This is a genomic window from Effusibacillus dendaii, from assembly GCF_015097055.1.
GTDB classification, from domain to species: Bacteria; Bacillota; Bacilli; order Tumebacillales; family Effusibacillaceae; genus Effusibacillus; species Effusibacillus dendaii.
Genome location: NZ_AP023366.1, coordinates 1,195,857 through 1,213,229 on the forward strand (window position 1 = coordinate 1,195,857; position 17,373 = coordinate 1,213,229).

The window sequence follows — 17,373 nt, forward strand, 5'->3', positions numbered from 1 at the left end:
TTGTTACAATCGGGAAAATATCCGTTTAGAAGTTTTTATTATGATGTCTTTTATTTCCTGATGTAAATCAGTACGAAAAATTAAATAAATGGGTGTTGGGGGAAGAGATTTCCGAAGGTCCAGTTTTATAAGCTTTCCACTTTGCAATTCTTCTTGCACAATAATATTTTGTAAAAAGGCAATGCCTAATCCTTTTCTGACCATCATTTTTAGCCATCCCACATTGCTGATTTCGACCTGCTTATATTCTTTTAAACGGTTTTTTTCCAGAAACTGCTCAATGATTTTCGTTGTAACAAATTCACGATTGTAGACGATAATACGTTCATTCTCTAAATCTGATGGAGAAACCTTATCCAATTTCGTTAGCCGGTGATCAGGTGCACACACCAGAATATTTTGTTCGTTTGCAATCTTTACCATCGAAAGGTCTTCGCAGCTTTTCTCTGGCTGGATGTAAGCAAATCCAATATCTGCTTCTCCGAGTCGGATTTCTTGAATGATCTGTTCCGTGACACTGATTTTTACCGGAAATTCAAAATTCGGAAAGCAATCATATAGCACCTTTAATACTTCGGGCATTATTTCTACACCCATGTGATTCGGACAGGAAATTTTTATTTTTTCTCGTTCCATAGGGTTTTCCTTGAGAATTTCCTGCCCTTTTTGAATGAGTTGAAAGGCCTCCTGAAAATAGGGATAAATTTTTTCTCCCGCTTGTGTCAACGCTATTTTCTTACCATTCTCCCGTTCGAATAACGTAGTATTCAGATGCTGCTCAAGCTGTTGGATACGAATGCTAATGGTAGGTTGGCTAATATATAAGGCATCAGCTGCCGCTGAAAAACTCCCCTTGTTTATTACCATTAGGAATGCCTCTATATTTTTCAACTCCACAGTTATGCCATCTCCCTAGTAAATGATCAACACCCTATTACTATCGATAGTAAAATGCGCCTACTGAGGTCTGATTTTCAAGTCCATTCTCTACTCTTACTATATAACATTAGAGTTGGTTTAATAAATAAAAATTTAGAATTCACTGAAATTAACGGTCGCTATTCCAGACAACTGAATTATTCTCTTGCACCGGTATCGTCTGAACAGCCTGGATTTTGAATTCTTTGTCATGATGCTGGTTATTCATTAGCCATTCTGTTGCATCGCTGCCTGAAGCACCGTCTGAAACGCAATTCCATGCTGCCTGGCCAACTCCGCCACATCTTCGTATTCGGGAGCTTCATGCACCAATCGGTCCGCGAGGAAAGCCTGCTTGACCCGAACCTGTCCATAGGGGGTTACCGCGATCCTGAACTTCCTGTCCAGAATACGACGAGTCCATTGGGATCTTCGAACGCCAAGTGTGGTAGTCTCCCTCAGCAGCAGTTCCTCGCACATATCGGATACTTCTGGTGTGACAAGGACAGTTACAAGAATACCCGGCCTGCTTTTCTTCATATAGACCGATGTAAAATAGACGTCCAGGGCTCCTGCGTCAAACAATCTTTGCATTGCAAATCCTAAAGCCTCACCGGTAATATCGTCCATTTGGGCTTCCAGAATAAAAATCGATTCCCGCTCTACCCGTGTTACTTGCAGATCGGAGACGCTGTTGGTTGGTGCAGGTCTGACCAACAATGCACGCAATACGTTCGGATGATCAAACTCTTTCTCACCAGCACCGTACCCGATTTTCTCGATCTGCATCGAACCGATATGGCCGAATTTGGTGGCAAGCGCTTTCAGTATGCCGGCTCCGGTAGGTGTGGTCAGTTCCCCTTGTGCTTCCAATTGTGCGAGCGGAATCCCTTTCAGAAGTTCGGCCGTTGCCGGAGCGGGTATCGGATAGAACCCGTGAGCCATTCTTACCATGCCGTGTCCGGTAGGAACGGGGGAAGCATGAATTTCGTCAATGCCTAGGCTTTCCAGAGCCAGACAGACTCCAATCGTATCCAAAATCGAATCCATCGCACCCACTTCATGGAAATGCACCTCTGCAGGATCGATCCCATGAATCCTGCCTTCCGCTTCGGCAATCACCCGAAAGATTGCTGTACTGCGTTCCTTTACGCGTGGCGGCAAATCACTGTTTTCGATCATGGCCAGTATTTCGGCTGCCGGACGGTGATGGTGGTCATGATCGTGATGGTGGTCATGATCGTGATGGTGGTCATGATCGTGATGGTGGTCATGATCGTGATGGTGGTCATGATCGTGATGGTGGTCATGATCGTGATGGTGGTCGGAGCTGATCTTCAGATGCAATTTCTTGGCTGCAATTCCCCGCTTGGTTACTGTGTCAACGCGCATCTCGAAAGAATCGATCGGCAAACGCTTCAAATGTTCGATTATGTACGAAAGATCCGCCCCGAGATCAATCAAGGCGGCTAAGGTCATATCCCCCGAAATTCCAGATATGCAATCGAGATACAATATATTCATTGAGCACCGGCCTCCAGCACCAATTGTTGTATGATTGCAGCCGAGTAACCCGCACCGAATCCGTTGTCGATATTGACGACCGTAACCCCGACTGCGCAGGAAGTCATCATCGACAAGAGCGGTGTCAATCCCTGAAAATGTGCTCCGTATCCCACTGAAGTCGGGACAGCAATAACGGGTCTCCGCACCATTCCTCCGACAACACTGGCCAGTGCGCCTTCCATACCGGCCACAACAATCAGCACCTGAGCCTCCTGCAGCTTGTCCCGGTAAGCAAGCAAACGGTCTATGCCGGCCACGCCCACATCATATATCCGTGTCACCTGACATCCCATCCACTCCGCCGTGCCAGCCGCCTCTTCCGCTACCGGCAGGTCGGATGTTCCGGCACAAAGAACAAACACCTTTCCTTTATACTTGCGTGTGGATTGGCCATAGGACAGAAGACGCGATACATCATCAAAATTCGCCTCTGCAAAATCCGCCTGGATTGCTTTTGCCATTTCCGAAGTTGCACGGGTTACCAACGCCCGCCCATGAGCCTGCACCAGCCGCCCAAAAATCTTCCGAACTTGTTCCACTGTTTTCCCCTGGCCAAAAATCACTTCCGGATATCCGGTTCTCGCTTCCCTGTCAATATCCAATTTACAAAATCCCAAATCTTCAAAAGAGCTCATTGGCTTTCTCCCATCACAATACCTTAAGCAGATTTTCGTTCATTGAACCGCTTCGATATCCCTGCAGGTCCAATGTTACATACGTAAATCCCTCTGCTTTTAGAATTTCTGTTATTTCGTTCGCCCTATCCAGCACTTTGATGAATTCCTCACGGGGTACCTCAATCCGAGCGATCGTATCATGATGACGGATTCTTAACTGACGGAATCCCATTGTCCGCAGCGCTTCTTCGCCCCGGTCAAGCTGCTCCACTTTCTCCAGAGTGATCAGGCTGCCATAGGGAATCCGGGAGGACAAGCAGGCGAACGACGGTTTATCCCAATTGGGGAGCCCCATATCGCGGGCCAATTGTCTCAGTTCCTCCTTATACAATTGTGCTTCCTGCAGAACACTGCGAATTTTGTATTCTTTTGCAGCTTTACGACCGGGACGGTAATCGCCCAAATCATCCATATTCGCTCCGTCAAGAATCCAGGGAATCCCTCTCTCTGTTGCCAATGAAGTTAGACTGTTATATAGACCGGCTTTGCAATGGTAACAGCGATCCGGATTGTTCGCCACAAAATCGGGATTTTCCATCTCCCGGATTTGGATGATTTCATGACGGGCCCCCAAATGTTTTGCCAACTCGATCGCTTCGTTCAATTCCCGATCGGGAAACGTTTCGGAGGCAGCCGTTACCGCCAACACCTTATTCCCCAGCTCTTCCAGCGCTCTTGCCAAAACAAACGTGGAATCGATTCCCGCCGAAAAAGCCACGACCACCTGATCCATTTCGCGCAGGATTTCCCCCAACCGATCGTTTTTTGCCCGAAGATCCATCGTATCCTCTCCTTGGTACACGATTGAATTAAGAGTACCGAAAAACTATCCAGTTGTCACTTCTGATTGGTGTCATACACTTCCGGATTTACTGCGTGGTTCAGCTTCCGACCCGAAAGTCCCGCCAAAATGTTTTCCGCCGCCATTACCGCCATTTGGGTACGAGTGGCAATACTCGCGCTTCCTATATGGGGCAGAACGACCACATTTTGCAGAGTAAGCAGCGGGTGATCAGGCGAGATGGGCTCGTTTTCAAAAACATCCAGTCCGGCCGCCCAAATTTTCCCCGATGCCAAAGCCTGATACAGTGCTTGTTCGTCCACATTCGTTCCACGGGATGTATTTATAAATACGGCATTAGGCTTCATTAGATTTAATTCTTTTTCGCCGATCATCCGATACGTTTCCGGGGTCGATGGAGAAAGGAGTACAACAAAGTCAGATTCCTTCAGCAGCATCTCCAATGAACAGTAACGGGCTTCCAACCGCTTTTCCACCTCTGGCCGACGATTTCGGTTATGGTAAAGAACATTCATGTCAAATCCACGGGCACGTTTGGCGACTGCCTCCCCGATACGGCCCATGCCAATAATTCCGATCGTGGCGCCAGATATATCCTGTCCGCTCATGAGCATCGTACCCCAGCTTTTCCAGCGTCCCTCCCGAATATAGTCCATACCTTCGACAATTCTTCTGGCAGTGGCCATCAGTAGCGCAAAAGTAAGATCGGCCGTTGTTTCTGTAAGAATTCCCGGTGTATGACCGACCGGAATCTTTCTTTTGTTGGCTTCTGTTATATCAATATTGTCGAAACCCACCGCCATCGTGCTGACCACTTTCAGTTTCGATGCATGGTCGAACACTTCCTTGTCGATTCGATCTGCCACATTGGTGAAAATGGCTGCGGCATCAGCCACTTCCTGCAGCAGAATGTCCCTTGGCATCGGCTCGTCGCCGGAATGCCACATGAAGATATCCGCTTCTTTCTTCAGCATCTCTTTTGCTGCATCCGGAATCATTCTGGTGATTACCACTTTCTGTTTCATCATGTTCCTCCCCCTCCCGTAAAGAAGAAAAATTTCCTCCAATACGCTAAAAAAGGAACAGCCGCAGGGCTGTCCCCAAAGTCTCTACAAAGCCCGCTTGGGCGCCAGTTCGATCGCCTGACGGATCGCCTCTTTCAAGCTCAACTCGTCCGCAATCCCTTTGCCCGCAATATCGAAGGCGGTACCGTGGTCCACGCTGGTACGGATAATAGGCAGTCCGACAGTGATATTGACCCCCGCTTCCAATCCAAGCACTTTCACCGGCCCGTGTCCCTGGTCATGATACATCGCCACGACAATATCAAAATCTCCCCGGGTGGCTCGGAAAAACAGGGTATCCGCCGGCAGCGGCCCCACTGCATCGATCCCTTCTTTTTGCGCCTGTTCAACAGCGGGCACTATTTTTTCCTCTTCTTCCCCGTATCCGAACAAACCGTTCTCACCCGCATGCGGATTAATGCCGCATACGGCAATTCGCGGTTTTTCGTACCCGGCTTTCTGCAGTGTGTCATGAGCCAATTTGATTACTGTATATACCCGCTTCGGATTGATTTTCTTAACCGCATCGATCAGGCCAATATGCGTGGTCACATGAATCACTTTCAGATTTGGTGCGGACAGCATCATCGAGTAGTCTTCCGTATTCGTGAGTTCCGCGAGGATTTCCGTATGTCCGGGATATATGTGACCTGCCTTATGCAGGGCCTCCTTATTCAAGGGAGCGGTACAAATCGCGTCAATTTGTCCCTCCTGGGCCAAATGAATGGCTTTCTGCAAGTATCGGAACGCCGCATTCCCCGCTTCAGCCGATATTTTACCGAAGGGAAGATCGATCGGCAGTAAATCAAGATCGATACAGTCGACCGTTCCATATTCAAACGCTGCATCATCTGCCGATTCGATGGTTCGGACTTGCAGGTTCGCATTGACGATTTGATTGGCCTGTACCAGCCGTTTCGCGTCCCCGATAACAAACGGTCTGCAGGTTTCATACACAGCTCGGTCGTTCAGCGCTTTGATTATGATTTCAGGACCAACACCCGCACCGTCGCCCATGGTAATTCCAATGACCGGTTTCAAATTCGACATCAGGAGGGGTCTCCTTTCTTTTCTTAAAGAAAACTTGGCTTTCGCCAAGCCTTTGGCGCAGGCGGAAGCCTAGTTACACTTATGTCGATAGGATAAAATTTATAAATTCCTATCGACCTAGAAAGCTTTGCGCAAAAGCTCCTCAAATCCTTTCTGCGTAGGAACGCGCGGATTGTTGCGAATCAGGCGGTCAATCGGCAATGCCTTCTCTGCAATTTCAGGAATATCCTGTTCCTTGATTCCGATTTGGGACAAACGGGTCGGCAGCCCGATCTCCTCAAGCAGGTTGAGAACCGCCCTGGAAGCTGCCAGTGCCGCCTCTTTTTGTTCCATGTCCGCAACATTCAGTTTAAACGCACGGGCGATGTTTACCATTTTTTCCGGAACCACGGCAGTGTTGTATTCCATGACGTATGGCAGCAGCAGACCCGTTACTTCCCCGTGCGGCGATTTGACCAGTCCACCGATAGGATAAGCAAGGGCATGCGCCGCAGCAGTACCCGCATTGGAAAATGCCATCCCTGCCAATAAGCTTCCCAGCAGCATATTGGCACGCGCTTCCAAATTGCTTCCTTGCTGCACAGCCAAAGTCAGGTTATCCGCAATCAATTCGATCGCCTGCAAGGCGAGACCGTCACTGATCGGGAGCGAACCTTTAAAAAGCAGGTTCCCTTGCGCCTGAATATATTTGTAGTCCTTGGCCGTGTAGGCTTCTATTGCATGCGACAACGCGTCAATGCCGGAGCATGCCGTTACATAGGGCGGCAAGCCGACTGTCAGCTCCGGATCAAGCAGCGCAACGGCAGGCCGTAAATAGTTGTCAGAAATCCCCACCTTAATGTTGTTTTCCACGTCGGTCAAAACGGCAACAGACGTTACTTCCGATCCAGTGCCCGCCGTTGTTGGAATGGCAACCAAAGGAGCAATTGGACCGGGGACTTTGTGTTCACCAAAATAATCTGACGGCTGCCCACCATGAGCCATCAGCAGGGCCACCACTTTTGCAAGGTCAATACTGCTTCCGCCGCCCAGACCAATAATCGCGTCTACACTGATTTGCGACTTTGCAAAATCAAAGCATTCAAGCGCTGTGTTTACCGGCGGCTCCGGAACGGCCTTGTCATACAGAACTGTCGTGTAGTCGGCAGACTGCAACAACGACAATACACGATCCGCAATCCCTGCCTGCTTAATTCCGGCGTCGGTAACCAACAGCACGTTTTTCGCTTTCAGCCTTTTCAACACCGAGTCCAATTCCTGAATCGCACCATTCCCGAAGACAATTTGCTGTGTCGAGAAAAATTCCCAAGTGTTTCGCATACTATTCACCCTACTCCTCATTTTCCTCGAATCCTGTAACTTCTGCCCGTATCCTGTACGGTTATATTTCCAGATAGCCGTCTGGATCGAATTGGATCTCTTGCGGTTCTCCTACAATCTCCACATGATGCAGTTGTTCCATCTCTGGCACTAGTGCTTCCGAAACATAAAGCTGCTCCAGATGCAGAGTGTTAGGAATGAACATGATTCTTGCCTGCTCGGGCGCCACTCCCCAGTTCGCCCGCAGAGCGGCAGACAGCGCTTCCCGGTCGTTCTCCATTACAATCGGTATGGCCGCACGCTGCAGGAAGGTGCTTGTCACCACGTTTTCGTTCATTTTCTGAAAATCGATTTTTTCAAAAAGCCGTTTGGTCGTGAGGTCCGCCAATCCAATTCCAAGCGCGTTGCCATGCGATTCTTCGCTTACGTCGCTGGCAATGATATATTTGATTCGTGGCGATTGTGGTTCTTCAACCCCAAGTATGCGGATTCTGCCAATTATGTTCGTATCCATGCCGGTACCGCTGTAATTTTTGCCGATTTCTCCCACCCACAGCACGTCTATCTCTTCGACGGGCAGTTTCGGCATCAAGGCGGAAGATTGCGCCAGCAAGGCTCTTTCTCTTTCAGGAATTTCCCGCGTCGGAATCGCCTCAATTAGAGCTGTCTGTTCAAACGCGTTTTCAACGATCGCAACTCCGCATAGGATGTTGGCTTTCTCAAACACCACTTTGGCTACTTCAGGCATGGTGTCACGGATCCCTTTGACGCCGTAGCTGTGAATCAGCAGCGCCTGCTTATGTTTGCCAAGGCCAATGGCAGCCATCTTCATCAGACCGCTTTCAATTCCAATCGGCGACTTAAAATCGGTATGGACTTTGACACGTCCCATCAGTAGGATGCCATCCGCTTCCCACGCATGTTTGTCGATATAGACGGGCATGCCGTCGGAGGTGTTTCCAATATGAACTACTTCCATGGAAGAAAGGATGGGAGCGCCGCAAAACTCCTCTGTAATTCCCAGGCTTTCCAAAACTTCCACCTGACCTTCCGCAGTGGCTCCTCCATGACTGCCCATTGACGGTACGATGAACGGCTGAGCTCCAAGCTTCTTCAACTCATTTGCTACAGCCCTGACTATCACATGGATGTTGGCGATACCCCGACTTCCAGCCGTTATCGCAATCCGCATGCCGGGGGTAATCTGTCTGGACAACCCCACCGCGGACAACTGCTGGGAAATTGCTGTATCAATATCCTCAACAACCGGTCCCTGGAAGTGCTGCCTGACCTTCACCATTCTTGGAAACTTCATTGGATACGGCGCTCCCTTCTGAATGAATTGATTTTATTTACAGCGTGGATCAACGAGTCAGGAGTGCCAAATGCTCCCGCTTTCGTAACTACCGGAAGAGAATCTGCGTCACCGCCTACGATGAGGGATAGAGGAATCCCTTCTTCCACTTCGTCAAGAATCAATAACGCCTGCACATTCAAATGCTTGCATGTTCTGAACGCGATGTCCCCGCCGGTAAGGGCCAACCCTTGTAATTTTCTTGCAGCAGATATACGAGCAGCGATTTCACCAAGCGAGTCCGCTATTTGGTTACCCGCTTGGAGCCCGTCGGTTCCGTTTTGCCGGATCCAATGTTCAACGGATTTCCTTGTCTTCTCGCCAACTTGCGTGGTAAGGACGGGGCTTTTTCCAGAATCTATGACAGCAATTACATCATTGATAAGCTTTTCCCGATTGTCTGCTGAACCCTCCAGCAACTGCAGCGGATCAACCGGGACAAGTTGAAAATCGGCCTGTTCAGACAGTGCTTCAATTTGCCTTCTTGTAACGTCATTCACGCTGCCTGCCACGACAAACGCAGGAAAGTGATCGTCTGTTACTGTTTGTGGTCGCGAGATCCGACCGTGCCTTGTCTGTGGAATTGTCCCGGACATCGCGTGAGCCAATCCGGCTGATCCCACCCATAAAACCTTTAAAGGCAACTTTGACACCGCATCTGCAACTGCTTTCAAATCGGCTTCCGAGCAACTGTCAAACACCAAAACCTGTATGTTGGCAGCTACCTGATTTTTGATGTAATCCTGCAACTCGCTGACAGACTTCCGTATTTGTCTCAAGTCCACATGTCCCACCGATCTGTTTGTTTGTGTTCCCAACAAAGTCGGGATATGCGACTCGGTTACAGGGCATTTGGGATCCCGGGAAATCTCCGAATCTTCCAACAACAAATGGTTCACCAGGTGGTACCCGCCGACGGTCAACCGCTTATTTCTTGGATAAGCCGGGGCCACGACAGCAAGATCAAACGGCACATTGTCCATCAATGCGTCGATTTCCGCCCCGATATTCCCTCGCATGGTGGAATCGATCTTTTTGTAGACATAACGGACACGGTTCAGGTCAATTTTTTTACAGAACTGTTCGGTCTTCGAATAGGCCTCACGCACACCTAACGACCTGGTTTCCACATTGAAAACCCGTACATCCGCCTCATCCATCATGGTACAAAAATCTGCATCAAACAGAGTGATGGTGCGGAATCCTTGCTTTGCGAATTGAAGCCCCGCATCATTGGATCCTGTCAAATCATCCGCGATAATGACGAGTTGGGTCAAACGGCTTCATCACCTACTTTATGTAAATAGTAAACACATATGAATAGTCTTCATATTCAACGATACTTGATAACGATGCAAAATTCAACCACCACAAAACCGGACATTCGTTTCATTTTGCAACATTCATTCTGTTTCTTTGATTTTCCGCCAAAGCGTAGATCGGTTGATGCCTAGTCTTTTCGCGGCTTTTGACTGGTTGTAATCCTCTTCTGCCAGTACCCGGCTGATAATTTCCTTTTCGATTTGTTCCAGGGTTTTCCCCGCTATATCCAACGCAACATCGGAATGGACCCCTTCCTTTTCGAAAGACAGCTCATCCAATATGGACCTTACATCTTCCTCCCGAATGAAATGTTCTTTAGCCGCGATACACATTTTGCGTACGACATTTTTTAACTCCTGGACATTTCCCGGCCAGTTGGATTCCTTCAGGCGGCTCATGACCTCCGGCCGAATTCCCACGATCTGCTTGCCGAGGATAGGATTGAAAGAAGCGATAAACCAACGCGCCAACTCTTCCAAATCTTCTTTCCGGTCACGCAATGGCGGAATCGAAAGAGTCCCCTGATTCATAAGGTGATAGAGGTCTTCTCTGAATTCTCCCTTTACAACAGAATCCTGAAGGCTTTTCCCGTTCGCCGCGATCAATCTTACATCGAACTGGAAACTGCTTTTCCCCTTGACACGCATAAGCTTCTTTTCCTCAAGTACATGGATCAGTTTTGCCTGCAGTGTGATCGGCATCTTGCCAATTTCATCTATAAACAAGGTACCGCCGTCGGCCAATTCGAAAACACCCGGTTTTACACGGTTGCCTTCATAACCGAACAGTTCACATTCCAGCTGTTCCTCTTTGTAGGCTTCACAGTTCAGGAAAACAAAAGGAAATTCATGACGGTCTGAAGCATTATGAATCGCCTCGGCGATACTCGTTTTGCCGGTGCCCGGCTCGCCATAAATCAGGATCGGCAGATCATTTCTGCTGTATTGTTTTGCGATCTTTACAGTCTCTTGCATACGGGGAGATTTATGCACCAGATGGTTGAAATGCATGCGCGCTTTGTATCCGCTGTCGGCGAGCCTGTTCCGGATTCGGCTCTCCACCCTTTGCAGCTTGCGCAACGTTTGCAGAAATGCAACCGCTCCGTTTCCGCCGCGCAAGGAAATCGGCTGCTTGCTCACTACCACTTCTTCGCCGTTAAGCGTCACTACCTCTTCCTCTCTATGACCGAGAGTCAAAATCGATTCAAAGTTGAGATGAGGATCAACCTCTCCCGCTTTTCGCCCGCTTACTTCAGCCGCTTTCTGGCTGAAAAATTCTTCCGCTTTCCGGTTGAATGCATAAATTTTACCCTCACTGTCAACCGCCACAATGCCCTCTCTGCAGGAATCTACCAGCGCCGCAAACATTTCCCTTGATGCTTTCTCTTTCTTCACATAATAGGAAAGATGCTCCGCGTCACGGATTGATTCCAAAACCGCTTCCTTGCCGGAAGTGATCAGAATGGAATTGATGCCATGTTGGGCAGCGATCGAAGTGGAAATCACGTCTCCGATAATCACCTCAATCCCCTGTCCGATCGCCTCACGGATCCTGCTTTCCACTTCTCTCTCTTCCTGAATGGGAAAAAAGGTCAGGTTCATATCGAGTAAATCACCGATCACGTCCGCACCCTGGATGATATTGAGGTAGCTCATCAAGCCGATTTTGCCGGGATACCCCTTTACAAGCGTCAATGTTCGCATAATATCGTATCCCGATACCTTGACCTCAACCACCGGAAGCTTGCAGTGTTCCCGCAACAACAGAGCCGTAGCGCCCCGGCTGATGATTACCTCATACCCTTCGCTCTCCAATTTCTGAGCAAGCGCCAACCCCTTATAAAGATCTCCCACTTCGACATGGATGTCAGAATCCAATTCTTCACTCACTTCAAGGAACAGATCTTTAAACCCCTGGTAGGGTGCAATCACTAATATTTTAGCCATAGGAACCCCTTGCTTTTTTACGCAACAGTTAGATTGTTGCATTTTGATACACCCAGTATACAGAAAAAAGGGGACCGATTCAATCGGACTTGCTTGTCATGGGGACTGGACTTTATGCACTTCTCTGCAGATTTTTGGTTGCCGATTTTGCTTTCAGCAGGGCACTTACCGTAAAAACCCCCAAGGAACTGAAAGCGGTCAACAGCAGCGAAAACAAAGTTTCGCGCGCACCCACCACGAAAAACCCCAAAGGAAAAACGGATGAGTCGATAAGAAAAATCGATCTACTTAGTGACCAACCGTATCTTTGGTGTACCATTTTTCCCAGCAATGATCCTCCCCCCAGACTCGCATTGAAGTGGGCCAATACCCCCAACGCAGTTCCCATCCAGAACCCACCCACAATGCTTCCCACCCACACGTTGTGAACTCCAAAGCGCAGCAGCGGATTCTGCAGCACCCCGATAACGAGAGAGGAAACAGCCATACAAACAACCGAATTGTAAAACAGGTTTCTGTAGAACAGAAAGGCCAGTAAAAACAGCGGGAGATTCAAAAGAAAGATTCCCAAGCCGATATTGAGGCCAAACACATAATACGCCATCAGACTTAGACCTGTCATACCGCCGTTCATGATTTTGTTGGGTACGGCGAACAACAAATTGCCTACAGCGAAGAACACAATCGTTATGAATATATACAAGTAGTTTTTCATTCCGCTTCCTTCTGTCTGAATTTGAATGTTAATAGTTTCTACGCTCGTTTTTGAGATCTTTCTTGATCCATTCGATCAGTTCTCTTTCACGTTCTTCATTCATGCGGCGGGACAATTCCGGGGTCCATTGATAAAATCCGGCCCCGGTTTTCTGACCGAATTTCCCTTCTTCTGCGAGTCTGCGCATCGTTTCCAACGAGCCTTTCGCGGTGCTGAGGTCGGGGAACAAATAGCTGGAGATTGAATGAAAAACGTCGAGTCCTCCCATGTCAGCAGTCATAAACGGTCCGGTTACCGGAAGGCGTCGGCCGATGCCGTAGCGGACAGCCGCATCGATGTCTTCCATCTTGGCAACACCCTGCTCAAGCAAATATTGCGCTTCGCGAAACAACGCGTATTGCAGCCGGTTGCCGATCGATCCCAGAACGTCTTTTTGAACCAAAATCGGCTTTTTATTCATCGCGTTCAACAGCTTCAGAGAGCGGTCAATTGTATCCTGCGACGTCTTTTCTCCACGCACCACTTCGACCAGCGGGATCAGGTGGGCCGGATTCCAGAAATGGGTTACGATCGTACGCCCGGCATGAACGGTTTGCAGAGCGATCTCTGTCGGACTCAGACCGGATGTGTTGCTGGCCAGCACCACATGGGGCGGACACTGCCGATCCAGTTTTCTGAACAGATCCTGTTTGAGGGAGAGAATCTCGGGGACCGCCTCAATGATAAACGTAGCGTCCGCAATACACTCTTCCATCGATAGGGTAAACTGAACGCGAGCTTCCATCTGAACGCGTTCCTCGCTTCTGATGATATCATAATTCTGCAAAACATCCAGTCTTTCGGCTACTCCTTCACGTCCTCTCGTCAGATCTTCCTCACTGTTCCCCCAAACCTTGATATCCAATCCGGACCATACGGCGGCAACGGCAATCGAATGCCCCATCGTTCCCGCGCCCAGAATGGAAACTCTTTCTGCAGCAGGCATCACTGTTCTTTCCTCCTTTACAATCAATCAGATAGCCGTCCAGCCGCCGTCTACACGAATCGTGTCGCCTGTAACAAAATTGGCCAGATCGGAAGCAAGATACAAAACAGCGCCCGTTACGTCAGATGGAGCCGCCAGCTTGCCCAAAGGAATGCGACCAAGCACGTCCTTTCGAAAATCCTCGTCCGCGAGCATTTTGGAGGTCAGTTCTGTTTCAATGAAGGTAGGAGCAACCGCATTCACCTTAATGTTGTATGGGGCCCACTCAATGGCCAACGCTTTTGTCAGCTGCACAGCGCCGCCTTTGCTGGAACAATAAGCCGCTCTTTTTATGTAGCCTACAAACGCCATTTGCGACACAATGTTGATAATTTTGCCCCACTGCTGCGGGATCATATAGTTCCCTGCCCGCTGTGACGCGAAAAAAGTCCCTTTCAGATTGGTGTCAAGAATACGGTCCCAATCCCCTTCTGTTACTTCCAACGCAGGCTTTGCAATGTTGATTCCCGCGTTATTGACCAAAATATCGATGCCACCCAGGCGAGAAACCGCTTCATCCACCATGTGGTAAACGCTGGCAACATCCTGCATGTCTGCAGAGAGATAGGAGCAATCAGGCTGGAAAGCCTTGATCTCCTCCGTTGTCTTCGCCAACACCGACTCATCCCGGCCTGTTATCACAATCCGGGAACCAAGCTTGGCAAAAGCCAGTGCAATATCCCGGCCGATCCCTTTGCTGCCGCCCGTAATCAACACCCTTTTCCCTTTCAATTCCGAAAAATAAGACATTTCCATTCACCCCTTGTTCCGGTTTATCAACTTTCTGATAGGTTAGGCGTTCCAAACTTCGTCGGATTCGAACTCGTCTTCTTTCTACGTTTATGCGTACCAACCTGCCTCCATCTCTTTCACAAAGAAAAATGGGTACCCCATAGCACGGAGGTACCCTATTCAGTCGATAGGATTTATAAATTTTATCCTATCGACATAAGGGCAACTAGGGTTCGCCTGCGCTTAGGCTTGGCGAAGCCAAGTTTTCTTTATTTATACTCCTGCGTAAGCTTCACGATAGATTTGTTCAATCTCTCGGATGGTCAGCCAGCGCGGATTGTTGTTTAACAGACGGTCCACCTTGCTTGCTTCTTCCGCCAAAGCCGGAATGTCCGCCTCCGTCAAGCCTTTCACTTCTTTCATTTTCGGAATTCCGACGTCTTCCGAAAGTTTTGCCATCGCTTGAACCGCACGGTCTGCCGCTTCGCGCAGGGAAAGACCTTCTACATTCTCTCCCATCGCTTTTGCCACTTCCGCAAATTTTTCAATGTTCGAGACCACATTGTATTTCATCACATAAGGGAGCAGCATCGAATTGGATACGCCATGTGTGACATGAAACTTTCCGCCGAGCGGATATGCAAGTGCGTGGACGGCGCCTACCCCCGCATTGCCGAGTGAAATACCAGCCAGCAGACTGCCCATCGCCATATCTTCCCGCGCTTTGATGTCTTTTCCGTTATATACGGCCTTGCGAAGTGAGCGGGAGATCACCTTGATCGCTTGAAGTGCAATTCCGTCGGTCAGTTCGCTGGCCCGAATGGCGGTATACGATTCAACTGCGTGCACCAGCGCGTCCATGCCGGATGCCGCAGTCACACCCGGCGGGCAAGTCACAGTCATGCCCGCGTCAACAATCGCCACATCAGGTAAAAGAAACGGACTTACGATTCCCTTCTTCACATTGTCACGAATATCCGTAAAGATCGCGTTGTAAGTCACTTCGCTGCCGGTACCCGATGTGGTGGGAATCAATATAAAAGGAATTCCTTTGTTTTTAACCTTTTCGATGCCAATAAAATCGCGCACATCCTCGTTATTGGTCATCATAATCGAAAGGACTTTCGTGATATCGAGAGCGGACCCGCCTCCGACACCTACAAATAAATCGTAGCCCTTTCCTTTGATTTTCCCTGCCATTTCTTCGAGATTTTCAAACGGAGGCTCGGGTATCACTTCATCGATAATATCGAACGAGATGCCGCCAAAGTGTTCGGTTACTTTTGTGACAAGACCTGTTTGATTAATGATCTTATCGGTAATAACAAGAATTTTCGTTGCTCCGAGCTTTTTCGCTTCAATTCCGACTTGCGAAACCGATCCTACTCCTGTGATGAGAACGCCAGGCGCTCGAAAAAATGATAAACTCATGACCGCAGCCCCCTATTAAGAAAGTCGAATTCCGATAAATTTGGTTTCCATCATGTCGTCGATGGCGAATTTCACGCCCTCTTTGCCAATTCCGCTTTGTTTGACTCCGCCATATGGAATATGGTCATAGCGAACGGTTGAAATCTCGTTGATCCACACACCGCCCGTTTCAAGCTGATCCGCAAGACGGAATGCACGGTCGATATCTTTTGTGAACACACCTGCTTGCAGCCCATAATCGGAGTTATTCGCAGCTGCGATCACTTCCTCTTCTGTTTCGAATGGAATGACGCAAACAAGCGGAGCGAACACTTCTTGACAGACTACTTTCATAGCAGGTTCCACGTCGACCAGTACGGTTGGCAAATAGCTTTGCCCCTCACGTTTTCCTCCTGTGAGCACCCTTGCTCCCTGTTTTACCGCCTCATCAACCCACGCTTCGATGCGGTTTGCAGCGTCCTGAGTGATCATTGGACCGACATCGGTTGTCTCATCAAGGGGATTTCCTACCTTGAGCGTTTCGACAAGCGGAATGAATTTATCAAGAAAGGATTGATACACATCTGTTTGAACATAAATTCGTTGAACGGAAATGCAGGCTTGACCCGCAAAAGAAAATCCGCCTTTCACCATGCTCGTTGCCGCAAGATCCAGATTCGCATCTGCAAAGATGATATTCGGCGAGTTGGAGCCAAGTTCAAGTGTGACTTTCTTGTTTCCAGCCATTTCTTTAATTTTGAATCCAACAGGGCCGCTGCCGGTGAATGTTACTTTTTTCACCAGAGGATGCGTAACGAGCGGTTCTCCTAATGCAACCCCGGTTCCCATAACAATGTTAAGCGCACCCTTTGGAAGACCTGCCTTATCGAAAATCTCAGCCAGCAAAATTGAGCTGAGAGGAGTTTTTTCAGCCGGTTTTAACACAACAGTATTTCCAGCGGCAAATGCTGGCGCTAATTTATGCAGCACCAAATTAAGCGGGAAGTTAAACGGCGTGATCGCCAATACAACTCCAAGCGGGTATTTCTTTGACATGCCGATCCGGTTTTCGCCGCCAACCGCAGCGTCAAGCGGGATCAATTCTCCGACAATGTTTTTTGCTTCTTCACTGGCAAAACGCAGAACTTGCACGGCGCGCCCTACTTCTCCCCGCGCATCGCGGATCGGTTTTCCCGCTTCTTGCGACAATAAAGCAGCAAAGCGTTCCGAATCACTTTCGATCAGATCCGCCGCTTTCCGGAGGATTCTGGAACGTTCATGAGCGGGAAGTTGCTTCATAGTGTCATGAAATACACGATGAGCGACCTCTACCGCCTGATTGGCATCTTCCAACGTGGCAAAATCTATCGTTCCAATCAATTCCTGGTTATAGGGATTGTGTACTTCAAACGAAGTGCGTCCTCCCCCTACAAGCATTTCACCGTTAATGAATGAACCAAATCGATACATTC

The 17,373-nt window shown here is 48.8% G+C and carries 15 protein-coding genes; all 15 read right to left on the reverse strand.

The genetic code is table 11. The annotated features are described in order from the left end of the window. Positions 1 to 3: 3 nt before the first annotated feature. Positions 4 to 897, reverse strand: coding sequence for a LysR family transcriptional regulator (locus skT53_RS06380; RefSeq protein ID WP_200760277.1), 894 nt, complete (start codon positions 895 to 897; stop codon positions 4 to 6). A gap of 249 nt (positions 898 to 1,146) precedes the next feature. Then, positions 1,147 to 2,442 (reverse strand): nickel pincer cofactor biosynthesis protein LarC, encoded by a 1,296-nt coding sequence (gene larC, locus skT53_RS06385; RefSeq protein ID WP_200760278.1) that lies wholly within the window; start codon positions 2,440 to 2,442, stop codon positions 1,147 to 1,149. Beyond that, on the reverse strand, positions 2,439 to 3,119 hold the full coding sequence (larB, locus tag skT53_RS06390; RefSeq protein WP_200760279.1) for a nickel pincer cofactor biosynthesis protein LarB: 681 nt from the start codon (positions 3,117 to 3,119) through the stop codon (positions 2,439 to 2,441). Before larB ends, larC begins: the two co-directional genes overlap by 4 nt. A 13-nt stretch (positions 3,120 to 3,132) precedes the next feature. Beyond that, positions 3,133 to 3,942: an ATP-dependent sacrificial sulfur transferase LarE gene (gene larE / locus skT53_RS06395; protein ID WP_200760280.1), complete on the reverse strand. Its 810-nt coding sequence runs from the start codon at positions 3,940 to 3,942 to the stop codon at positions 3,133 to 3,135. Between the two features lie 56 nt (positions 3,943 to 3,998). Beyond that, complete coding sequence (locus skT53_RS06400) at positions 3,999 to 4,991, reverse strand: 2-hydroxyacid dehydrogenase (RefSeq protein ID WP_200760281.1); 993 nt, start codon at positions 4,989 to 4,991, stop codon at positions 3,999 to 4,001. Positions 4,992 to 5,072: 81 nt separating this feature from the next. Further along, positions 5,073 to 6,077 carry a 4-hydroxythreonine-4-phosphate dehydrogenase PdxA gene (gene pdxA / locus skT53_RS06405; protein WP_200760282.1) on the reverse strand — a complete coding sequence of 335 codons (1,005 nt, stop codon included), beginning with the start codon at positions 6,075 to 6,077 and terminating at the stop codon, positions 5,073 to 5,075. 117 nt (positions 6,078 to 6,194) lie between these two features. Further along, positions 6,195 to 7,397: a hydroxyacid-oxoacid transhydrogenase gene (locus skT53_RS06410; protein WP_200760283.1), complete on the reverse strand. Its 1,203-nt coding sequence runs from the start codon at positions 7,395 to 7,397 to the stop codon at positions 6,195 to 6,197. Between the two features lie 61 nt (positions 7,398 to 7,458). After that, positions 7,459 to 8,712 carry a nickel pincer cofactor-dependent isomerase, group 22 gene (locus tag skT53_RS06415; protein WP_200760284.1) on the reverse strand — a complete coding sequence of 418 codons (1,254 nt, stop codon included), beginning with the start codon at positions 8,710 to 8,712 and terminating at the stop codon, positions 7,459 to 7,461. Next, the gene (locus tag skT53_RS06420) at positions 8,709 to 10,028 is read right to left on the reverse strand and encodes a four-carbon acid sugar kinase family protein (RefSeq protein WP_200760285.1); all 1,320 of its coding nucleotides are present in this window, start codon (positions 10,026 to 10,028) and stop codon (positions 8,709 to 8,711) included. Before skT53_RS06420 ends, skT53_RS06415 begins: the two co-directional genes overlap by 4 nt. A gap of 126 nt (positions 10,029 to 10,154) precedes the next feature. Beyond that, positions 10,155 to 12,020 (reverse strand): PrpR N-terminal domain-containing protein, encoded by a 1,866-nt coding sequence (locus skT53_RS06425; RefSeq protein ID WP_200760286.1) that lies wholly within the window; start codon positions 12,018 to 12,020, stop codon positions 10,155 to 10,157. A 112-nt stretch (positions 12,021 to 12,132) separates the two neighbouring features. Beyond that, a complete protein-coding gene (locus skT53_RS06430) occupies positions 12,133 to 12,735 on the reverse strand; it encodes a YitT family protein (RefSeq protein ID WP_200760287.1) in 603 nt (200 codons plus the stop codon). Positions 12,736 to 12,763: 28 nt separating this feature from the next. Next, complete coding sequence (locus tag skT53_RS06435; RefSeq protein WP_200760901.1) at positions 12,764 to 13,720, reverse strand: 3-hydroxyacyl-CoA dehydrogenase family protein; 957 nt, start codon at positions 13,718 to 13,720, stop codon at positions 12,764 to 12,766. A 27-nt stretch (positions 13,721 to 13,747) separates the two neighbouring features. Then, positions 13,748 to 14,509: an SDR family NAD(P)-dependent oxidoreductase gene (locus tag skT53_RS06440; protein WP_200760288.1), complete on the reverse strand. Its 762-nt coding sequence runs from the start codon at positions 14,507 to 14,509 to the stop codon at positions 13,748 to 13,750. Between the two features lie 255 nt (positions 14,510 to 14,764). Beyond that, entirely contained in the window at positions 14,765 to 15,922 is a 1,158-nt protein-coding gene (locus skT53_RS06445) for an iron-containing alcohol dehydrogenase (RefSeq protein ID WP_200760289.1), read from the reverse strand. Positions 15,923 to 15,937: 15 nt separating this feature from the next. Continuing rightward, positions 15,938 to 17,371 (reverse strand): aldehyde dehydrogenase family protein, encoded by a 1,434-nt coding sequence (locus skT53_RS06450; RefSeq protein WP_200760290.1) that lies wholly within the window; start codon positions 17,369 to 17,371, stop codon positions 15,938 to 15,940. Between the last annotated feature and the right edge of the window lie 2 nt (positions 17,372 to 17,373).

Bases quoted from the DNA above. Each gene is read 5' to 3' on its own strand.
- larC (WP_200760278.1), bottom strand. From the start codon at position 2,442: ATGAATATATTGTATCTCGATTGCATATCTGGAATTTCGGGGGATATG.
- skT53_RS06435 (WP_200760901.1), bottom strand. From the start codon at position 13,720: ATGCCTGCTGCAGAAAGAGTTTCCATTCTGGGCGCGGGAACGATGGGG.
- skT53_RS06410 (WP_200760283.1), bottom strand. From the start codon at position 7,397: ATGCGAAACACTTGGGAATTTTTCTCGACACAGCAAATTGTCTTCGGG.
- skT53_RS06425 (WP_200760286.1), bottom strand. From the start codon at position 12,020: ATGGCTAAAATATTAGTGATTGCACCCTACCAGGGGTTTAAAGATCTG.
- skT53_RS06430 (WP_200760287.1), bottom strand. From the start codon at position 12,735: ATGAAAAACTACTTGTATATATTCATAACGATTGTGTTCTTCGCTGTA.
- larB (WP_200760279.1), bottom strand. From the start codon at position 3,119: ATGAGCTCTTTTGAAGATTTGGGATTTTGTAAATTGGATATTGACAGG.
- skT53_RS06400 (WP_200760281.1), bottom strand. From the start codon at position 4,991: ATGATGAAACAGAAAGTGGTAATCACCAGAATGATTCCGGATGCAGCA.
- pdxA (WP_200760282.1), bottom strand. From the start codon at position 6,077: ATGTCGAATTTGAAACCGGTCATTGGAATTACCATGGGCGACGGTGCG.
- skT53_RS06440 (WP_200760288.1), bottom strand. From the start codon at position 14,509: ATGTCTTATTTTTCGGAATTGAAAGGGAAAAGGGTGTTGATTACGGGC.
- larE (WP_200760280.1), bottom strand. From the start codon at position 3,942: ATGGATCTTCGGGCAAAAAACGATCGGTTGGGGGAAATCCTGCGCGAA.
- skT53_RS06450 (WP_200760290.1), bottom strand. From the start codon at position 17,371: ATGTATCGATTTGGTTCATTCATTAACGGTGAAATGCTTGTAGGGGGA.
- skT53_RS06445 (WP_200760289.1), bottom strand. From the start codon at position 15,922: ATGAGTTTATCATTTTTTCGAGCGCCTGGCGTTCTCATCACAGGAGTA.
- skT53_RS06415 (WP_200760284.1), bottom strand. From the start codon at position 8,712: ATGAAGTTTCCAAGAATGGTGAAGGTCAGGCAGCACTTCCAGGGACCG.